We start from the raw sequence: 18,677 nt of genomic DNA on the forward strand, positions 1-18,677 counted from the left end.
TTCAAAGTCAAAATTTACGTGAACTTACTAATAAAACGAAATAAAAAAACAAATAGTTTTTACAATTATGAAATAACTATCAACAAGCGAAGTGTATATTAATCACTGTACCCATTATGGCTCCATCAAATTTCATACCAATGCAACGATTAATATTTTTATCATTGGTTTCCCAATATCCGTCCCCTGTGGCGATTTGGAGACAGCCTTTATTGGACAAGCAATAATCCTTGATGCTTTCCAAGCCTAATCCAGCGGGCATCTCTTCTTGATTAGTTTTACTTGAATTTCCTGCAACAGCCCATTGTATGGAATCTAATGCGGTTGTGATGTGCCCTTCGGTAAATTGGGATATAGCAGGCAAAAATCCTACCCCTAAATCTGCTATTGTGAACATCAATTTGCTATCTCGAGGGAAATACTGACCACAAACGAAGAAAGGATAGTCAGACTTTGAATGCAGAATGTAGTTATTGAAAACTTCCAAGAGGTCATTTATTACTGTTTGTTTTATATCTCTGGAAATCTTATCAAACGCTCTGTGCTGAAACAAGTCGACCTCAACATAGGATTTAAATTCAATTAGCTGATCATTTTTAAAATATTTACATGAAACTGTGCTTTTGCGATCATCAAGAACTTCTCTATCTGTCTTCACCAAACCATTTCTAATCAACACATGTAAGTCTTTCTTAATCTGACTAGGATCTACACGAAAAGATAGGTTGTTTTCATTCGCTAGCTTGTAAATCATCGCTAATAACAAGGATGACATATTTGCGTCAAAAAATGTCGTATCCGAGAAATCAAGAATAATTTCTTGATTTACTTCGTCCTTCCAATGACGATAAAAAGAATTCAATGCACGAATACCTGAAAAGCCAGTATGTAATTCAGATGGAAACTGAAAAGGTTTTGCCCTTAGATCATAAGTCAACACTTCGATGAGAGTTTGTTGGGAAACATCAAAGATGTCGACAAAACTTAGATATTACAAGATTTATACAAGATCAATCATAAGAACTGACGGAAATTGGAAGTTTTTGAAGCCTTGAAATGTTTACCAAATGTTTACGACATGAAAAAAGGCTGTCACAAATTACTTTGTAACAGCCTTATAATCTGGTGGTGATGGACGGAATCGAACCGCCGACACAAGGATTTTCAGTCCTTTGCTCTACCGACTGAGCTACATCACCAGCTCAATTCGTTCCCTTTGGGACTGCAAAGGTAGAAGTACGATCTGGCTTTCCAAATTATTTAGGAAAATATTTTTCATAATTTTTATCCTAGCCCAGGCACCACAGACCTAGTATTCTGATTTTCTACTACTTAACCGAATAAAAAAATTTATTTATTTTAAAATAATTGATGCTAAATACATTTTTATCATATTTGTTTATAGTATGCTTGCATAACATTTAATTGAGTATTCATTATTAGTAGAGTAAATCCAAGAATTATGGCGATAATCCAGCAAATCATCTTTGTAGTCATTCTGGGAATAGTCGGTTGGCTGGTTTTTAAACGCGTTGGTTTGATACGTAAAACGATCATGTTGGGGCGTGATGAAGATCGTTATGACCAGCCGGCGCAACGCTTATCTATAATGCTTCGCGTCGCTTTCGGTCAGAAGAAAATGTTTAACCGCCCGCTGATTGGTATTATGCACTTCGTGGTCTACGCTGGGTTTTTGCTGATTAACATCGAAGTGCTGGAAATTGTACTTGATGGTATCCTTGGAAAACACAGGCTTTTTGCGCCATTCCTGGGAACATTTTACACCTTCCTTATTGGCTTTTTCGAGTTCCTCGCCGTTGGGGTTTTGGTAACCTGTCTGATTTTTTTGATACGAAGGACAATACTAAAAGTTGAACGATTACAACCGTCACGTCATCGTGAGATGAATGGCTGGCCGCAATTGGACGGTAAAATCATTTTAATTTTCGAAATCGTATTAATGCTTGCAATTTTGACTATGAACGCTGCTGACACCGTTTTACAGGAAATGGGCAGTCCGCATTATCCACTGACCGGCGACTTTGCGTTTAGTCAGTTTTTGAAACCTGTTTTTACAAACTGGGCAGAACCATCGCTGGTCATTTATGAGCGTTTTGCCTGGTGGTTTCATATTCTCGGCATTTTTGCTTTTGCTGTTTACGTAACTTACTCCAAACATTTACACATTGCCCTGGCATTTCCAAATACGTACTTCTCCCGATTGACGCCAAAAGGAGAAATGAATAATATGCCGGATATTACGAAAGAGGTGAAAATTATGCTTGGTTTGGTAACCCCGGAAGACACTGATGCCGGCACAGAAAATATGATCCCTGAGCGTTTTGGAGCCAAAGATGTCCCTGATCTGAGCTGGAAAAATCTAATGGATGCCTATTCCTGTACCGAATGCGGACGATGCACCTCGGCTTGCCCGGCAAACCTTACAGGCAAAAAACTTTCTCCGCGAAAAATCATGATGGATACCCGCGACCGACTGGAAGATATCGGCAAAAATATGCTGGTGAACAACGGAGCATTCGTTGATGACGGAAAAAGTCTGATGGGCGATTATATCAGTGATGAGGAAATTCTTGCCTGTACGACTTGTAATGCCTGTGTTCAGGAATGCCCGATTCTAATCAATCCGCTTGATATTATTTTACAGTTACGCAGATACAAAGTGATGGACGAAGCCCAGGCGCCTGGCTCATGGAATGCAATGTTCCAAAATTTGGACACAAATCAGGCCCCGTGGAAATTTTCGCCGGGCGATCGATTCAATTGGGCTGATAAACTGAGAAACGAGGTTTAAAACGGGTTACTACCGACATACCTAAACGATTAGATAACCATGAGCGAGTTAAGATATAAAGTGCCAACCATGGCAGAAATGGCAGCTAATAATGAAATACCCGAAGTTCTTTTCTGGGTTGGCTGCGCAGGTTCTTTCGATGACCGTTATAAAAAAGTTACCGTAGCTTTTGTCAAAATATTGAATAAAGCGGGCGTTAAATTTGCCGTTTTAGGAACAGAAGAGAGCTGTACCGGCGACCCGGCTCGTCGTGCAGGGAATGAGTTTACTTTTCAGATGCTTGCGATGTCCAACATTCAGGTTTTGGATATGTATGGAGTAAAGAAAATTGTCACCGCTTGTCCGCATTGTTTTAATACTTTAAAAAATGAATATCCGGAACTGGGCGGCAACTATGAAGTATTACATCATTCCGAATATTTACAGCAACTGATTGATGAAGGACGAGTCCGGATTGAGGGTGGAGAAACATTCAAAGGTCGAAAAATCACCTTTCACGATTCCTGTTATTTAGGAAGAGCCAACGGAATTTACGAAGCGCCAAGACATGTTCTGGAAGCATTGGATGCAGATCTGGTTGAAATGAAGCGTAGTAAAGTAAAAGGTCTTTGCTGCGGTGCTGGCGGCGGACAAATGTTCAAAGAGCCGGAGGCAGGAAAAAAAGATATTAATATCGAAAGAATTGAAGAAGCGATTGATACCGGAGCAACAACCATCGCTGTTGCCTGTCCATTTTGTATGGTCATGATGACTGACGGAATTAAAAACAAAGAAAAAGAAGATTCAGTTAAAGTTTTTGATCTTGCAGAATTGATTGCGCAGGCAGAAGGACTTTAAGAAATATTATTTCGGCCAAAAAATAATTTTGTCATTTGGGTGAATTATATTGTGTCAAACTGGCTTTGCCGACTTCCTTTACACCGAACTTAGTTTCTGGCAAGCTTGTTTTGATGGCTGAGATAGTATAAGAATTATTATTTGACAACGACTAACCGGACACCTATGTATATTCCTTTTAATGAAATTAATCTATCCTCGCGCATTTGGATCTATCAGGCGAACAGAGCGTTCACAGATGAAGAAGTTGGAATTTTGACTGAAACGCTGAAAGCTGCACTGGAAGGCTGGGAAGCGCACGGACATCCGCTTACCGCTTCCGGAAAAGTTTTTGAGCATCGTTTCGTGGTCCTTGCCGTAGATGAAACCAAAGAACAGCCGAGCGGTTGCGCTATTGACAAATCCGTTCACTGGTTACAGGAAATCGGTACGCGGTTGAATGTTGATTTTTTCGATCGTTCACTGGCTTATCTAGATGATAATAATCATGTAGAAACAATTGCGGTCCCGAAAATTAAACAGGCAGTTACAGATCAGGTCATTACGCCTTATACAACCATTTTTGATAATCAGGTAACGACTAAAGCGCAGTGGATGAAACGCTGGAAAATCCCGGCATCTGATTCATGGCTTAGCCGTTATTTTTCGGCACAAACTACTTCTTAGTTTTGAAAGGTTTATCCGGGAGCTTAGCTTTGCACACTACTTACTGATACCTGCATGAAAACTTTTGGACTTTTTGCCACACTTTGTTTGGGAATACTGCTGTCGGGATGCGACAAAAATGTGGTTTATAAAGCTTACGAAGATATTGACGATGGTCAGTGGTTTATCAAAAATACGCCTTCTTTTAAGGTTGAAATTAAAGATTCCACGCAACTTTATAATGTGTATTATCTCGTGCGAAACACGTTGCAATATCCTTATTATAACTTATATCTGACCAGAAAAATAACAGCACCTGACAGTTCTGTGACTACGAATATGGAAGAACTTTTTCTTTCCAATGAAACCACAGGCAAACCGTTTGGTAAGGGTTTGGGTGACTTATTTGATCACAAAATACCCTTTCTTAAAAACTATAAATTTCCCCGAAACGGCATTTATACCTTTACTTTATCGCAATCCATGCGCCAGAATCCGTTGCCGTTTATTATGGGCGTTGGTTTAAGTGTCGAAAGAGTTGAGACTGAAAAGTAACCTAACAAAAAAGGATTCTCTGGTCAGGAGAATCCTTTTTTGTTACTCAATATTTGGGTTTGCTTGCGGTCCCGGCTGTCCTTCTGGTCTTTTTCGCGGCCTATTTTTATAATTGCGGTAACGCTTTTTCTGGCCGTCTTTTTGTTCAACTGCTTTCTGACGTTCCTCTGCCTTATCCTCTTCTACTTCATGCTCTGGTTCTCCCAATAAAAAGCCATATGGTTCCAGACTTGGAATTGTATCTAGAATAACTTTTAAAATCGCTGTGATAGGAAGGGCCAGAATAAGACCTGACAAACCCCAAAGCTGACCTCCCAAAAACAAGGCTACAATTGCTGCCATTGGATTGACACTCACTTTCGACCCGACGATATTGGGTGTAATAAAATTTCCTTCCAGAAACTGGACGAAACTCATTACGCCGATCACACCCAAAGCATACCAGGGTGAGTCCATTGTTACAATACTCAGCAACGCAGGAAATAATGAGCCGATAAGAATTCCGATATATGGAATCAAAATTAAAAATCCTGCCAGGAAACCAAAGAAAATAGCATGAGGAACACCAAGCAATAGCAGTCCGATGCTATTCAAGACGCCGACAATGATGATCACCAAAAACAAACCGGATAAATAACTTTGGATAACCGCATAGATCTTCTTTAGGAGAATATTCAGATCATCATTAGGAACAGCGGCAATCGCTTTGTAGAAAAATCTTCTGAAAAAATCTCTATATAAAAGGAAAAAGAAGATATAGAGAGGCAACAGGATGAAAGTAGAAATCGCCCCGGTGGTTGTAACCAGCGTGTTAAGCAATACGGCGCGACCCTCGCTTAACATGTTGACAAGATACTTTTTCGCTTCTGTTACCTGTTGCGATCTGCTAAGGCTCAGATATCTTTCCCCCATCGTCAAAGTCTGATCCAGAATAGTTTCGGCTTTTTCTGTAATGCGGGGCAGCTCTTCTGCAAAACTGCCAATTTGTAAGGTTACAACATAAAGTAATACACTGATTACGATAATCAAAACCAGGATACTTAGCAGGATAGCAGCAATCCTGGGAACCCGACGATGTTCCAACCACACACAAACGGGATGCAAAAGAATCGCAAGCAGAACAGAAAATGCCAGAGGAATCAATGTTTCTCTCAGCACGAAAAGAATGTACACACCAGCAATAAGGGCAACAAGAACACTTGCGAGCTTCAGATAAGTCGGTGTTTGATTATCTTTGCCAGGCACAGAATGTAAAGAACGGTTCATGAATAAGTTAGTATTTCTAATGTTTGCTATTGAAACGGTATTATGTACCTGTAACCCCGACAAGCGCAAGAACGGTTTTGAAAAAGTGAAATCTCACTACAAAATTAACAAAATAGGCACGCTACCGACAGTGGCAAACGAAAGTTCCGGAATGGCCAGAACTGGAAAAGGCACATTTTGGACTCATAATGACAGCGGAGGAAAAACCGAACTATACGAAATCGATTCCACAGGTAATTTGCTGTCTACAAAAGTTATTCCAGATTCAGAGAACACGGATTGGGAAGATCTCACCCAGGATGAAAATGGGAATATTTACATTGGTGATTTTGGGAACAATGGTAACACAAGACGTTCATTTACCGTATATAGAACCTCGCCTAATGGCATAGATTCAGAAAAAATCTTATTTAATTACGCTGACCAAAAAGAGTTTCCACCTTCAAAAGACCAGTTAAATTTTGATTGTGAAGCCTTTTTCCATCACAAAGATAATCTGTACCTTTTTTCCAAAAATCGCAGTCCGAAAAATCATTTCGTACGATTGTATCAGCTACCAGCTCAAAAAGGCAATTATTCGATAACCCCGATCGACAGTATAGAAATCAAGACCCAGGTGACCTCGGCGGACATTAGTCCAGATGGAAAAACATTTGCCTTGCTCACCTATGGAAAAATTCTACTTTTCGGTATAAACGACGGAATGATTAATTTCCGAAAACCAAAAGGGTGTTTTAGATTTGTAAGGAGGCAGGCAGAAGCTTTAATCTTTATTAGCAATACGGATATGATCGTCACGAATGAGCAACAGCAAATTTTCCGGATTACTTACCGCTGATATTATTTTTATGTTAACAATGCAATAAAATAGATAATGTCAAAAACACAACAACTAATTTCGAACTGGATTTAACCTGGTAATTATCACATGAGCAGTGCAAAAGCAACAAACTCAGCACCGAAAGTATTAGTAGTTGACGACGATTCCGATATAGTAGAGCTTCTGGAATACAATCTGGTTAAAGAAGGATATTCTGTTCAAACCGCCTCTAATGGTAAGAAAGCGATAGAAACGGCGAAAACTTTTATTCCTGATCTTATTCTTTTAGATATCATGATGCCTCAGCTTGACGGCATCGAAACAGGTAGAATCTTACGCCAGAACCCGGACATCAAACATACCTATATTTTATTTTTGACAGCCCGTTCCGAAGAATATTCAGAAGTAGCTGCTTTTGAAGTAGGGGCTGATGACTATATCACCAAGCCAATTAAACCTCGCGCTTTGATGAGCAGGATCAATGCTTTGTTCCGTCGTGAGGCTCAAAAAGCAGATTCGGGCGATCAGGTGGAAGTGCTGGATTTGGTAATAAACCGCAAAAACTACACTGTCACCCAAGGTTCCGACAAATCGATAGTCTTGCCAAAAAAGGAATTTGAGCTCTTGTTCTTCCTGGCACAAACACCTAACAAAGTATTCAGCCGTGACGAACTGCTTCAGAAAATCTGGGGTGCAGACATTTATGTGTTAGAACGCACTGTGGATGTTCACATTCGTAAATTACGCGAAAAATTAGGCGACCGCTATATTAAAACGCTTAAAGGAGTGGGATATATGTTCACAGACGAAGCTGAATAATCTGATTTATTTTTTTACATCATTTTGTTCCTCATCGCTGTCGTCATTTTTATCCTTGGATTTCTTTTTCCTGAAAGCCAGTTTTATATTTACTTCACCATTTTCATCAACGGCCCGAAGATAAACTCTTGCCCCTTTCTTATTCTTCGGGTCGTGCGGATTCAGTTCATAGGTCGAATCCCGCCGGCTCAAATTACTTAGCGGTATCGCTATGTTCAGATTTGTTTTATTCCCAAAACTGTAAATTCCTTCCACAAAAAGAGTCATCACATTCGACTCAATCTCCATTTGTTTAATCTGAATTTCTTCACCATTCAGAACAATATTATTTTTGATCGGCGCAAATTTAACCTGTTCAAGATTCCTGTTTTTGAAGATTAGTTTTTTCATTTTTAAAAACGGCTCAAAATTGATGATCTCGCCCCTGACAAGATTAAGTTTAACCTCCCCTTTCATGGTTTTTGGCAATATGGTCGCATCGTTTTTAAGGTTGGTCGCAAACTTAAATTCGGTATTCAGTTTTCCTTTCAGATTTTGATGGGTTACTGCCTTTTGCCCAAAGTTATTGAAAGAATAAAATACGGAATGAACGTCTGCATTGATTATGTTGCCTGCAATTTCTACGCGTGGCGGCTCAGATGTATAGGGGTTAAAAATGGAACCTGAAATCTTGAAACCACCTCCAAAAGCCTTCATAGAGAAATTTTCGAGGCGCACTGTATTATTTTTTACGGTAATAAAACCTTTCATATTGTCTGCTGAAAAGTTGTGATAAACCAGATGATTTGATTGAAGTTTAGCATCAATTTCCATCTGGTCTATTACGTTATCCAAAAGATCAGAAAGTTTAAATTTCTTTCTGTTTAACTTCTGGCTTTGGCGTCTCTTCCCAACAAAAATTTCCATCCAGTTCATTTTCCAGTTTGGAATATTGACATCAAGGGAGGCTTTCAAGATTCTTGGAGAGCCAAACAAGTATGGGATCAGATTTGTGATTCCACCTTTTACGTACATGGTATTATGCCCATCATTTACATCCAACTTGGGAAGCATAAAATCCTTCTCATCAAAATAAATATCTCCATTGACTTTTGTCAGATGGACTTGTCTGGGGACGTAATCAAGAGACAGATTTTTGGTATAAGCGCGGCCGGTTAACTTGCCATTAAATTCATCTGTTTTTGCGTTGTAAAAATTACGCAAGCTCCCCTGGTAATGGATTTGGATATACGCCTCCCCTCCCCTGACAATATATCTTTTGGGATCAAGAAGTCCATTAATTGACGCGGAATCGGCCTTGACTTTACCACGGATTAACGCAACAAGATCCGTTATATTATCAATTTTTAAATCGAAACTGAACGGTAAAGTTTCAAAAGCACCGCTTACGCGGGGTACATTTACCTGTGTATTAAGTAATCCGGGAGGTTTGGTTTTATCGAATTGGTTAGAATAACTGCCGCGGGCTTTCATATTTTTCAATAAGCCGATTGGTAGTTGATATTGGAAAGTATCAGTTTCAAAATCAACTTGAACCGAAGGTGGTTCATGAGAAAATATACCTTCTACAACCACGCGGGTAGTCACCCTGGTCTGAATTCCGATGGAATCTAACACCTTTTCAATCTGTCTGGGCAGCAGTTTTATCGCTGTGCCAACCTGTATTTTTTGTGCTGCAAATCCAAGATTGAAGTGTGCTGGTTTTTCAGATAAATCAAAATTCCCCTTGATATCAATAAGATCCTGCGATGCTACGCGTAATTGGGACGAGGGCCGGATGTACAGCGATCTGTCTTTTTGATTATAGGATATCGAAAAATTCGCATAAGTTTCCTGTTTGACCAAAAACCCTCCCTTCTCTGGCTTAAAGACTAATCCCTCAAAATAAATAGGGCCGCTAATGTTTGCAATCCAGGCAGAGTCCGCATAATTAACCCGATTGGTAACATCCCTAAAAACTGCACCAAATTTCTTTCCGCTTGTTGAATCCGCAAATCTGAACCTGAAATTGGACATGTGGATCCGCCCAAGCTTGCTGATCAGCCTGTCCGGTTTTGAATCTTTCTTGTCGCCTTTCGGCTTTTTAGGACCAAAGACTGACAAATTTGTATATCCATCTTTTCGAACGAAAAGCGTTGCACTTCCATCCTGTAAAACTAAATTTTGAAGCCGGATTGCGCCTTTGTAGAAGCTGCTGAAATCGAGAGCAACGTGTATAAGTTTTACATTCAGTACATCCGTTTTATGCTGGGAGTATAGACTATCCCGAAGAACTACATTATATAAAGTAAACTTAAAGCCTAGACCATCCTGAAAAGGTGTGAACCTAAAACGCTCAATATCCAGGCTTCCGCTGATTTCTTCGTTCACCGCTGCTTTAACCTTCGTAAAAATTTCTTCTTGATTTTTATAAAACCAAAACTCAATCCCACCGACAAGCAGGCCGACGATAAGTGCAAAAATCGCAATGCCTTTTAAGATTTTTTGAAACATGAAGAGGTTTGAACGGGTTGCTACAAAGGTTATTAAAAACGGCTTTCGATCAGTAACCAACATTAATACAACGGTTACTGATCGACTTCGCGTATACGGCGATGCTAGCTACAATACAATTTATATGCCAGTAAAAATTCCCTTTTTCAACATCATCGCCAATCTACCTTACATTACTTCGGTATTAATAGCAAAAAATGCTAATTTCGCGCACTCTTTTGCAACTCAAAGAGTTCATTTTCACAAATATTGCCATATAAAATGCTACTGAGCGAACAGGAAATATTACGCCGCCAAAAACGCGAAGAATTAATCAAAATGGGGATTGAACCCTATCCAGCCGAAGAATTTGTAGTAAATGTTACTGCGGCTGACATTGTTAAGAATTACGAAAACAATAAGATAGATTATAAACAGGTAACAATTGCGGGGCGTTTAATGGGTTTCCGTATCATGGGAAGCGCTGCTTTTGCTGAGTTACAGGATAGCACAGATCGCATACAGTTATATTTCCGCCGCGACGACCTTTGTCCGGGAGAAGATAAAACATTGTATAACACGGTCTTTAAGAAATTGCTGGATATTGGGGACATTATCGGCGTTTCCGGCTTTGTCTTTACTACACAAACGGGAGAGATTTCTGTTCATGTTCAGGAATTCAAGATTTTAAATAAATCACTTCGTCCGCTTCCTGTGGTGAAACGTGATGAGGAGGGAAATATTTATGATGGATTCACTGATCCTGAATTACGTTACCGTCAGCGTTATGTAGACTTGATCGTAAATCCGGAAGTGCGTCAGATTTTCCAGAAACGTGCGCGAATCATTACAACAATGCGTTCTTATTTTGATTCAAAAGGCTGGTTGGAAGTTGAAACGCCGGTTTTGCAAACCATTCATGGTGGTGCTGCGGCTCGTCCTTTTGAAACGCATCATAATGCACTTGATACCGATTTATTCCTTCGTATCGCTACTGAACTTCACCTGAAACGTCTGATCGTTGGTGGGTTTGAAGGCGTATATGAATTCGGAAAATTATTCCGTAATGAAGGTATGGACCGTACGCATAATCCCGAATTTACCACGGTCGAATTATACGTCGCCTACAAAGATTATTTGTGGATGATGAAAATGACTGAGGAAGTTCTTGAAAATGTTGCACTTGCAGTGAACGGAACCACAAAAGCGAAATTTGGCGATGTAGAGCTTGATTTTGCAGGTCCTTACCCAAGATTGAGCATTACCGATGCGATTCATCAGTATACAGGTTTAAATGTCTACGAATTGGATGAAACCGCCATTCGTGAGCAGTGCCGGGCCTGGGGCATGGAGGTGAACGAGAGCATGGGTAAAGGAAAATTGATCGATGAAATTTTCGGAGAGAAAGTAGAAGAATTTATCATTCAGCCGACTTTTATCACGGACCATCCGGTTGAAATGTCTCCTTTGACAAAAAAACATCGTGAAAAACCCGGTATGGTTGAGCGCTTCGAGTTATTTGTGAATGGAAAAGAAATAGCCAATGCTTATTCAGAATTAAATGATCCTATCGAACAACGGGAACGTTTTGAAGATCAGCTAAAATTAAAAGAACGCGGAGATGATGAGGCCATGGAAATGGATGAAGATTTCCTTCGCTCACTGGAATATGGTATGCCTCCGACATCTGGAATCGGAATTGGTATTGATCGTCTGACGATGATGCTGACTAATAATTCAAGTATTCAGGAGGTTCTTTTCTTCCCGCACATGCGCCCGGAGAAAAAACAGGAACTGGCAAAAGAAGCTGATTATGTGGCAGCTAATGTACCTGCAGTATGGATTCCAGCGCTGCAAAAAATGAATATTCTCACGATTGAACAATTGAAGGCAGCGAACCCAAACAAAATATTTAATGATCTGGGCGGTATGCGTAAGAAGTTGAAAATCGATGAAAAGATGCCCGGACTAGACGATGTTAAAACCTGGGTGGAATAACTAATTACCTCTTATAAATAAAAATACCGCAACCTTAAACTGCGGTATTTTTTTGCTCCGACAAGTAGAAAAAAACTATATTTTTTTTACTTGAACAGCGTTTAGTCCCTTTTTCCCCTCAACAACCTCGTATTCAACCTGGTCGTTTTCACGGATAGTAAGTCCTCCCAATCCTGTCACGTGAACAAAGATGTCTCTGTTTGTGTCGTCTTCAACGATGAAGCCGTATCCCTTAGCTTCATTGAAAAATTTTACAGTACCTGTTGGCATAATAGTGGAATAAAAAAATGAAATAAGTTGAAAATACATAAAGAGTTGCGAGCGTTTCATTACAAAACCTTGATTATCTTCCGCCAAAGAATTGAGGGAGGCTCAACCAATTAACAGAATAAATTTTGGCAATTTTTATTGAGGCATATCAATAATAATGTAGCACTAACAATTTCTTCAATCACAAAGAAACAAAAATTGTTGGGAAAACAATTTATTTGCACCAAGAATTTGAAAATTTCCAAGTTAACGGTATAAAATCGTTTAAAAACAGATCGATAAAAATTCAAATACTCTTTTGTATATTGCACTGAGAATTGCTAGTTCTGAGCTCATTAATTCCAAATCAGATATGAATCGCTTTCGTTACTTTGTAGAGAATCAGATATTTGGTGTTTGTGCAAGAATGGGTGAAAAGCTCAATTTCCCTGCAAGCAGCATCCGCCGTTATTTCATCTATGCGACTTTTATGACTTTCGGTTCACCGATTATCCTCTATCTCGTACTTGCATTTTGGATGGAAATGCGTCAGAACTGGCGCAGACATAACAGTCCTACATTTTGGGAGTTGTAGTTTCAGAAGGAAATGTTATTCCTGTTAGTTGAGAAAACCGGTGTTTTCCCAAAACGAAATATTCCCAGACAATACTTCGGTAATATAGAGGAGCGCGATAGCGGGTACGCCCCTGTTGTTCCTTCAATAAAACCGGAATCAGCGCGTAAAATGCAAAATGAGCCTGAATAATAGCAAAAACGTCAGGCCAGGCGCCGGCTGCAATGAAACGTGCACTTGAAATTCCATCGAGTATCAACCTGAAAAATAATGTTTTCTTTCGTCTTCCTTTTGGAAGATTTTTGAAAAGCATGATCAGATTATTCCGGTAATTGAGAAAAGTTTTGCGGGGATTAGATTTGTGGAGTGTGCCGCCACCGACATGGTAAACGGTTGATTCTGAACAGAAAGTAATACGATAACCCAAATTTAACAACCGCCAGCAAAGATCGATTTCTTCCATATGGGCAAAAAACCGTTCGTCAAATCCATCAGCCTCATGATAGGCCTTTGATCTTACAAAAAGGCAAGCGCCGGTTGCCCAAAAAACATCCTTGACGTCGTCATACTGGCCCAGATCTTCTTCCCGGGTATCGAAAATACGACCGCGACAAAATGGATATCCAAGATAGTCCATATATCCACCCGCCGCTCCTGCATATTCAAAATGGGTTGGCAGGTCGTAGGCTCTTATTTTAGGCTGGCAAGCCGCAATGTTATCATCCGACTCCATAAAGGAAATCACTGGTGCTATCCAGTTCGGAGTGACTTCGATATCAGAATTCAGCAAAACATAATATTCGGCGTTAATTTGACTTAACGCCTTATTATACCCACCTGCATATCCTTTATTTTCAGAAATATAAAGTGTTTTAACCGAAGGATACTGGCTTTGCAGCCACTCCAATGATTGATCTGTTGAACCATTGTCAGCTACCCAAATTTCGTAACCCTCAGCATATTGAAGCACTGTTGGTAGAAATTTTTCAAGATAATGCCTGCCATTATAATTCAGGATAACAATTGCAACAGTTGGAGTCATTCGTAAAAAGAGGGAATTATTTCATGAATCCCCCTAGGTCCAAACCGGGAATGTTGGGAAGAACTCCATCGGTCGCTTTTTGCAAATGTGCTTTTATTTTCGGTTCAATATTTTCGAATGCTTTGTTAACTGCCGCAACGATCAGATCCTGCAACATTTCTTTATCATCAGGATTAACAAGGTCTTTGTCAATCTCTAAACCGATCAGTGTTTTTTGTCCGTTTACAGTCGCACGCACCATTCCTCCGCCAGACTCTGCTGACTCAACAATCGTAGCAAGTTCATCCTGCGCCTCTTTCATGCGCGACTGAAGGTCTTTCATTTTACCCATGAGACCCATCATGTCAGCCATATTTCCAAACATAAACTAAAAATTATGAAGTGATATAAAAATTTAAGTCTATTTCAAGAGCACAAAAGTACCGCTTTTTTTCACGGTTTGATCTAAATTATTAACAATTTCGATATCATAAATGTAGGATCCGACTGCCGCAATTTCTCCTTTAAACATCCCGTCCCAACCTTTCGTTATATCATTGGAATGAAAAATAACTTCCCCCCAGCGGTTTAAAACTGACATTTGAAAAGCTTTATACATGGAAACCTTGACTTCAAATATATCATTTATTCCGTCTTCGTTTGGTGAAAAGGCTGTCGGCACAAAAACGTCTGCATCTTTTTTATAGTTTATGACATTTGAAAAGCTTTGAAAGTTTCCTGTTTTTGACTCCGCCACAATCTGGAATGTATAGGCAGGATCCCCGTTACCGGTAAATTGAGGAGCAAACGACGTTTGAAGTTTCAAATCGGTTTCTACACGAGAGCCTGTCGAACCGATTTGAATCATTTTATAAGACTTAATGTCATCTGTAAATGGCCTTTCCGACGACCAGGAAAAAGCCGAAATCGTATTTTGTAATAAAATAGAACAAACCGGCTCAGACATAGGAGCCTTTTGTCCACAGCCATTTTGATACATTACCCGGTAGCAATAAGAGTTTTGATTAGCCTTTACATCAAAATCCTGATACGTTATTTCATTGTATAATGTGGTTGCTTTCTTAAAAGGGCCGTCTAATCCCTCCGACCTTTGCACCAATAACTCATAATTACTTTTAGAGCTTGCGCCGGGCACCAGTGCATCCAGCTGAATCTGATCGTCTCCAAGGACGGTTACAGATAAATTCTCCAAGGCTTGTGGAGCAGAAGTTGAAGTTTTAACAATAATAGGTGCTGAAACCGACTGAATATTTTTGGTTATGGCAGTAACTGAGTATTCAAAATTATCTCCACATTCCACGTCTTCGTCACTGAACGACGTTGTTTTGATATCAGTAAAAGATTTCAATAACACCCCATCCCGCATCAATTGATATTCCCGAAAGTCGTCAGCGTTAGGATATTCATTCCATGTTAAAGTATTTTTTTCATTTGCTGAAACGCCTCTTAGGGACATACTTGTGCCTATCTCACTATCCTGCTGACCGCCACACAAGTCTTTGGAAGAAAGTTTCACCTGATAAACCTGAGCAATATTTAAATTTGAAATTCTGTAAGACTGTGTACCACCTGATGTTCTTGTCCCACCAACTATATAGTTAGCCCCACCATCGCTGCTTGTTGAAATATTGGTAGAGATGGATGCTACTCCCTCGTACAGCACATCCATACTTCCGTTGCCATTCATTTGAAGCGTTTTGATCTGAATGTTTTTCAGAAGAGGTTGTTGAAAAGAAATTCCGACAGACAATTCCAAGCCCTCTTTACATGCTGTGTTCGAATTATAAATTCCTTTTATTTTTATTACCGGGGCTGTCGTTATCGTTGCATAAGTATGTTCAAGTTCCAGCGCATCTCCTTTATTCAAAACAGCACTAGAATTATCACCCCAATTGATTTCTACCTTATCGTAAGTTTGTAAGATGATATCATCGTTGAATAAAAGTTTTATCTTGCCTCCTCCGCAGGAAGTATACCGCACATTCAGATATCTGCTTTCATAAACTTTAACCTTTCTACAAGCATAAATGGGACCCGTTGATACACTACCACCTTGTAAAATTGTATAATTTCCCGGACTATAATAGGTTGTCGATGGCAATCCCTGAGCCAATAATGGAGTTTGTGATTGCCCGTCGTAATTCACGTCATAACCAACACTGAAAGAGTTCGGAACCGTATTTTTAATTTTTACGGGCAATGGTGCACACCCTTCATATTTATCCAGTTCAAATCCTCCACCGCCATTATCACATAGGCCTTGACCATAGAGATTAAAAAAATTAGATACCAAAAGGCATGGCAGAAAAATGACAAGTATTATTCTTTTCATATATGTGTGTATTTTAAAGAGGTTGCGGTTACACTTTTTACAGCATATTACGCATGAGTGGTTTACGTCGAGTCAATCTAACAAAGAACCAAATTTAAAAAACTATCAATTAAGTCCTTCATTTTCAACCTTAATATCTCCAAAATATTTAATAAACGGTTAGTTACCTGATTAGAAAAACAGTTCCTTCCTTCACAAACGGTTTATTTTCAATATCAGTTATTTCTGTTTTGTACGTATAATACCCTCCTGGTGCATTGGCACCGTTAATGGTTCCGTCCCAGCTATCGAGGATGTCGCTGGACTGGAAAACAACTTGTCCCCAACGATTAAAAATTAAGATTTGGAATGAATGCACGAATAAACCTTTGATCTCAAATTTTTCATTGAGGTTATCTCCGTTAGGTGTGAAGGCATCAGGTATTAACAACGTCACATTTTGCTCATACCGGATCAGATTTGAGAAACTTATGAGATTTCCACTTTCTGATCTTGCAGTGATCCTGAACGAAAATTCTGTTTTGGGCTGATTCATCAGGTCCAGCTGGTAATTTGTGCTTAATCCAACCGGGGTCTGCGTATTGGATTCATTTTGAATTACAGCATAAGAATCCAGGCCTTCGGTAAATGGAACCGCACTATTCCAGGTGAGTTCTTGCGGAGATTGGCGAAGCAAAATTGAGCATACCGGCTCAGTAAAATCTGTACTTAGCTGACAGGAGTTTTCATATTTAAAACGGTAACAGTAAGATGTCGCAGCGGTGTTAACGTCATTATCTTCGAAACGCAGATCCTGATTCTGATCATCAGATATTTTAACAAAATTCGCGCTTCCCTGCTCAGATCGTTCAACAATCAGATTATAGGAATTAGTCAATCCATTTTCACCTAATACAACATCTGCTGTGATCACATTATTATCCGCTACCGTGACGCTTGCACCTTCGATGTTGTCAGGTGTTGAGCTTAGCATCTTTTCACTTTTGGGTGCCGAAAACGAGTTTACCTGGCTCGTGGAGGCTACGATCTGATATTTGTAAGTTCTGTTACAATCCAAATCCTTGTCGCTAAAAGTCAACTCATCGATTGAGGTGAAACTTTGGATTGGAGCACCATCACGAAAAAGTTGATAACCGACGAAATCATTATCGTCAATATATCGGCTCCATTTTAAAGATATTTCTCCTTCCAGCGGCGTGACTTCCAGAACCATTGTCTTTACTTCTCTGCTGTCAATGTTTCCACCGCAACTATTTGGCGATGTCAATTTAAGTTTATATTCCTTTTCTGAATCTAAATTTTTGTCAATATTTATACTGCTTGTCTGGCCTGTATCATTAACTTTGCCTGTACTCAAATAACTTCCGTTTGATTCAGAGTAAAAGACTTCCGTTGATACTCCTTCCTTCCCTTGATAAAGCAAGGAGATGATTCCATCCTGCTGCATTTCAACCCTGTTAATTTGGATGGATTCAATGGAATTTTCAACATTTGCTGGGTCTAAAAACCCTACTTGACCACTACAATTTACGGAAGAAGAGCTGTATTTACCTTGAACTGAAATCTTTTGAAGCGAACCGGAATAACCATGGTTTATATTTCCACTTCCCGGCCTCCATTCCGAAATATCTCCGTCACCCCAGTTAATTTCAACATAGTCGTATGCATTCGATATGTTATTGTCTATAATTTTCACTAATGCCAGTTTTCCGCAAGATATTTCAAGAGAGGCGTCAATCTTGCGGTTTTCAAGAACATGAACCTGCTTGCACAATGAAAATCCCGGTCCCTTGCTACCCACTTGCAAGACCGTGTAAGTTCCCGGATTATTATAAGTAGCAGATAATTCTTTCGGAGCCTCGGCTATTTGACTTATGCGATCATAATTTGGTATGTATGCCACATTATCTGCGCCAGCTAATGTATTTATAAAATCTACTTCAAGAGTCCCGCAACCAACATAAGAGGGGGAAACCTCAAAAGAACCTTTGTTTAACCCTTCACACATTCCTCCCCCAACAATCTCCTGACCGTAAACACAAGACGATTGCAATATATAAAATACAAAAAATAATGGCAGTAACGATCTTCTCATGAACGCTGAACTAATAGTAAATATGGGCATTTGCAACTTCGAAATGACCTATTTTGAAACCCATCTGAAAAATCGGTTGTTCACCTAATAAAGGTTCAAAATTAAGACATTTCAACATTAACGCTGTACCTTTATAAAGTAAAACGTGTTTTCCCGTAAAA

General features: G+C 39.6%; 16 protein-coding genes and 1 tRNA gene. 8 read left to right on the forward strand and 9 right to left on the reverse strand.

Features of this window, described 5'->3' with window-relative positions; translation table 11 throughout:
- Positions 1-79: 79 nt before the first annotated feature.
- Both AC1XUO_RS18370 and AC1XUO_RS18375 read right to left on the reverse strand, forming a co-directional pair.
- Complete coding sequence (locus tag AC1XUO_RS18370) at positions 80-940, reverse strand: hypothetical protein (RefSeq protein ID WP_483331235.1); 861 nt, start codon at positions 938-940, stop codon at positions 80-82.
- 183 nt (positions 941-1,123) lie between these two features.
- Positions 1,124-1,199, reverse strand: a tRNA-Phe gene (locus tag AC1XUO_RS18375).
- A gap of 263 nt (positions 1,200-1,462) precedes the next feature.
- Between AC1XUO_RS18375 and AC1XUO_RS18380 the strand changes: the two genes are divergently transcribed.
- The 4 genes from AC1XUO_RS18380 to AC1XUO_RS18395 all read left to right on the forward strand — a co-directional run bounded on the left by AC1XUO_RS18380 (position 1,463) and on the right by AC1XUO_RS18395 (position 4,849).
- Entirely contained in the window at positions 1,463-2,812 is a 1,350-nt protein-coding gene (locus AC1XUO_RS18380) for a 4Fe-4S dicluster domain-containing protein (protein ID WP_483331236.1), read from the forward strand.
- Between the two features lie 39 nt (positions 2,813-2,851).
- The gene (locus tag AC1XUO_RS18385; protein ID WP_483331237.1) at positions 2,852-3,649 is read left to right on the forward strand and encodes a (Fe-S)-binding protein; all 798 of its coding nucleotides are present in this window, start codon (positions 2,852-2,854) and stop codon (positions 3,647-3,649) included.
- Between the two features lie 165 nt (positions 3,650-3,814).
- Complete coding sequence (locus AC1XUO_RS18390) at positions 3,815-4,315, forward strand: hypothetical protein (RefSeq protein WP_483331238.1); 501 nt, start codon at positions 3,815-3,817, stop codon at positions 4,313-4,315.
- 54 nt (positions 4,316-4,369) lie between these two features.
- On the forward strand, positions 4,370-4,849 hold the full coding sequence (locus AC1XUO_RS18395; protein ID WP_483331239.1) for a gliding motility lipoprotein GldH: 480 nt from the start codon (positions 4,370-4,372) through the stop codon (positions 4,847-4,849).
- 42 nt (positions 4,850-4,891) lie between these two features.
- Here AC1XUO_RS18395 and AC1XUO_RS18400 read toward each other — a convergent pair whose 3' ends face one another.
- Complete coding sequence (locus AC1XUO_RS18400) at positions 4,892-6,115, reverse strand: AI-2E family transporter (protein WP_483331240.1); 1,224 nt, start codon at positions 6,113-6,115, stop codon at positions 4,892-4,894.
- On the opposite strand from AC1XUO_RS18400, the gene AC1XUO_RS18405 reads away from it, so the two are divergent.
- Together AC1XUO_RS18405 and AC1XUO_RS18410 are read left to right on the forward strand one after the other, a co-directional pair.
- On the forward strand, positions 6,114-6,953 hold the full coding sequence (locus AC1XUO_RS18405; protein ID WP_483331241.1) for a hypothetical protein: 840 nt from the start codon (positions 6,114-6,116) through the stop codon (positions 6,951-6,953). The two genes, AC1XUO_RS18400 and AC1XUO_RS18405, sit on opposite strands and share 2 nt — an antisense overlap.
- A gap of 90 nt (positions 6,954-7,043) precedes the next feature.
- Complete coding sequence (locus tag AC1XUO_RS18410) at positions 7,044-7,754, forward strand: response regulator transcription factor (RefSeq protein WP_483331242.1); 711 nt, start codon at positions 7,044-7,046, stop codon at positions 7,752-7,754.
- 6 nt (positions 7,755-7,760) lie between these two features.
- Here the strand turns inward: AC1XUO_RS18410 and AC1XUO_RS18415 are convergent, their stop codons facing one another.
- Entirely contained in the window at positions 7,761-10,247 is a 2,487-nt protein-coding gene (locus AC1XUO_RS18415; RefSeq protein WP_483331243.1) for an AsmA family protein, read from the reverse strand.
- Positions 10,248-10,508: 261 nt separating this feature from the next.
- Between AC1XUO_RS18415 and lysS the strand changes: the two genes are divergently transcribed.
- Positions 10,509-12,224: a lysine--tRNA ligase gene (gene lysS, locus AC1XUO_RS18420; protein ID WP_483331244.1), complete on the forward strand. Its 1,716-nt coding sequence runs from the start codon at positions 10,509-10,511 to the stop codon at positions 12,222-12,224.
- A gap of 75 nt (positions 12,225-12,299) precedes the next feature.
- Here lysS and AC1XUO_RS18425 read toward each other — a convergent pair whose 3' ends face one another.
- Positions 12,300-12,494 (reverse strand): cold-shock protein, encoded by a 195-nt coding sequence (locus tag AC1XUO_RS18425; RefSeq protein ID WP_026629450.1) that lies wholly within the window; start codon positions 12,492-12,494, stop codon positions 12,300-12,302.
- Positions 12,495-12,846: 352 nt separating this feature from the next.
- Between AC1XUO_RS18425 and AC1XUO_RS18430 the strand changes: the two genes are divergently transcribed.
- Positions 12,847-13,068, forward strand: a complete 222-nt coding sequence (locus AC1XUO_RS18430; protein WP_483331245.1) for a PspC domain-containing protein — start codon at positions 12,847-12,849, stop codon at positions 13,066-13,068.
- Here the strand turns inward: AC1XUO_RS18430 and AC1XUO_RS18435 are convergent.
- The 4 genes from AC1XUO_RS18435 to AC1XUO_RS18450 form a co-directional block, all read right to left on the reverse strand.
- A complete protein-coding gene (locus AC1XUO_RS18435) occupies positions 13,049-14,089 on the reverse strand; it encodes a glycosyltransferase family 2 protein (protein ID WP_483331246.1) in 1,041 nt (346 codons plus the stop codon). The genes AC1XUO_RS18430 and AC1XUO_RS18435 overlap by 20 nt on opposite strands.
- Before the next feature lie 16 nt (positions 14,090-14,105).
- Positions 14,106-14,453, reverse strand: coding sequence for a YbaB/EbfC family nucleoid-associated protein (locus tag AC1XUO_RS18440; RefSeq protein ID WP_483331247.1), 348 nt, complete (start codon positions 14,451-14,453; stop codon positions 14,106-14,108).
- Between the two features lie 36 nt (positions 14,454-14,489).
- Positions 14,490-16,421: a T9SS type B sorting domain-containing protein gene (locus AC1XUO_RS18445; protein ID WP_483331248.1), complete on the reverse strand. Its 1,932-nt coding sequence runs from the start codon at positions 16,419-16,421 to the stop codon at positions 14,490-14,492.
- Positions 16,422-16,584: 163 nt separating this feature from the next.
- A complete protein-coding gene (locus AC1XUO_RS18450; protein WP_483331249.1) occupies positions 16,585-18,516 on the reverse strand; it encodes a T9SS type B sorting domain-containing protein in 1,932 nt (643 codons plus the stop codon).
- Positions 18,517-18,677 lie beyond the last annotated feature (161 nt).

Source organism: Dyadobacter sp. HNCC25DJ186 (genome assembly GCF_056895235.1).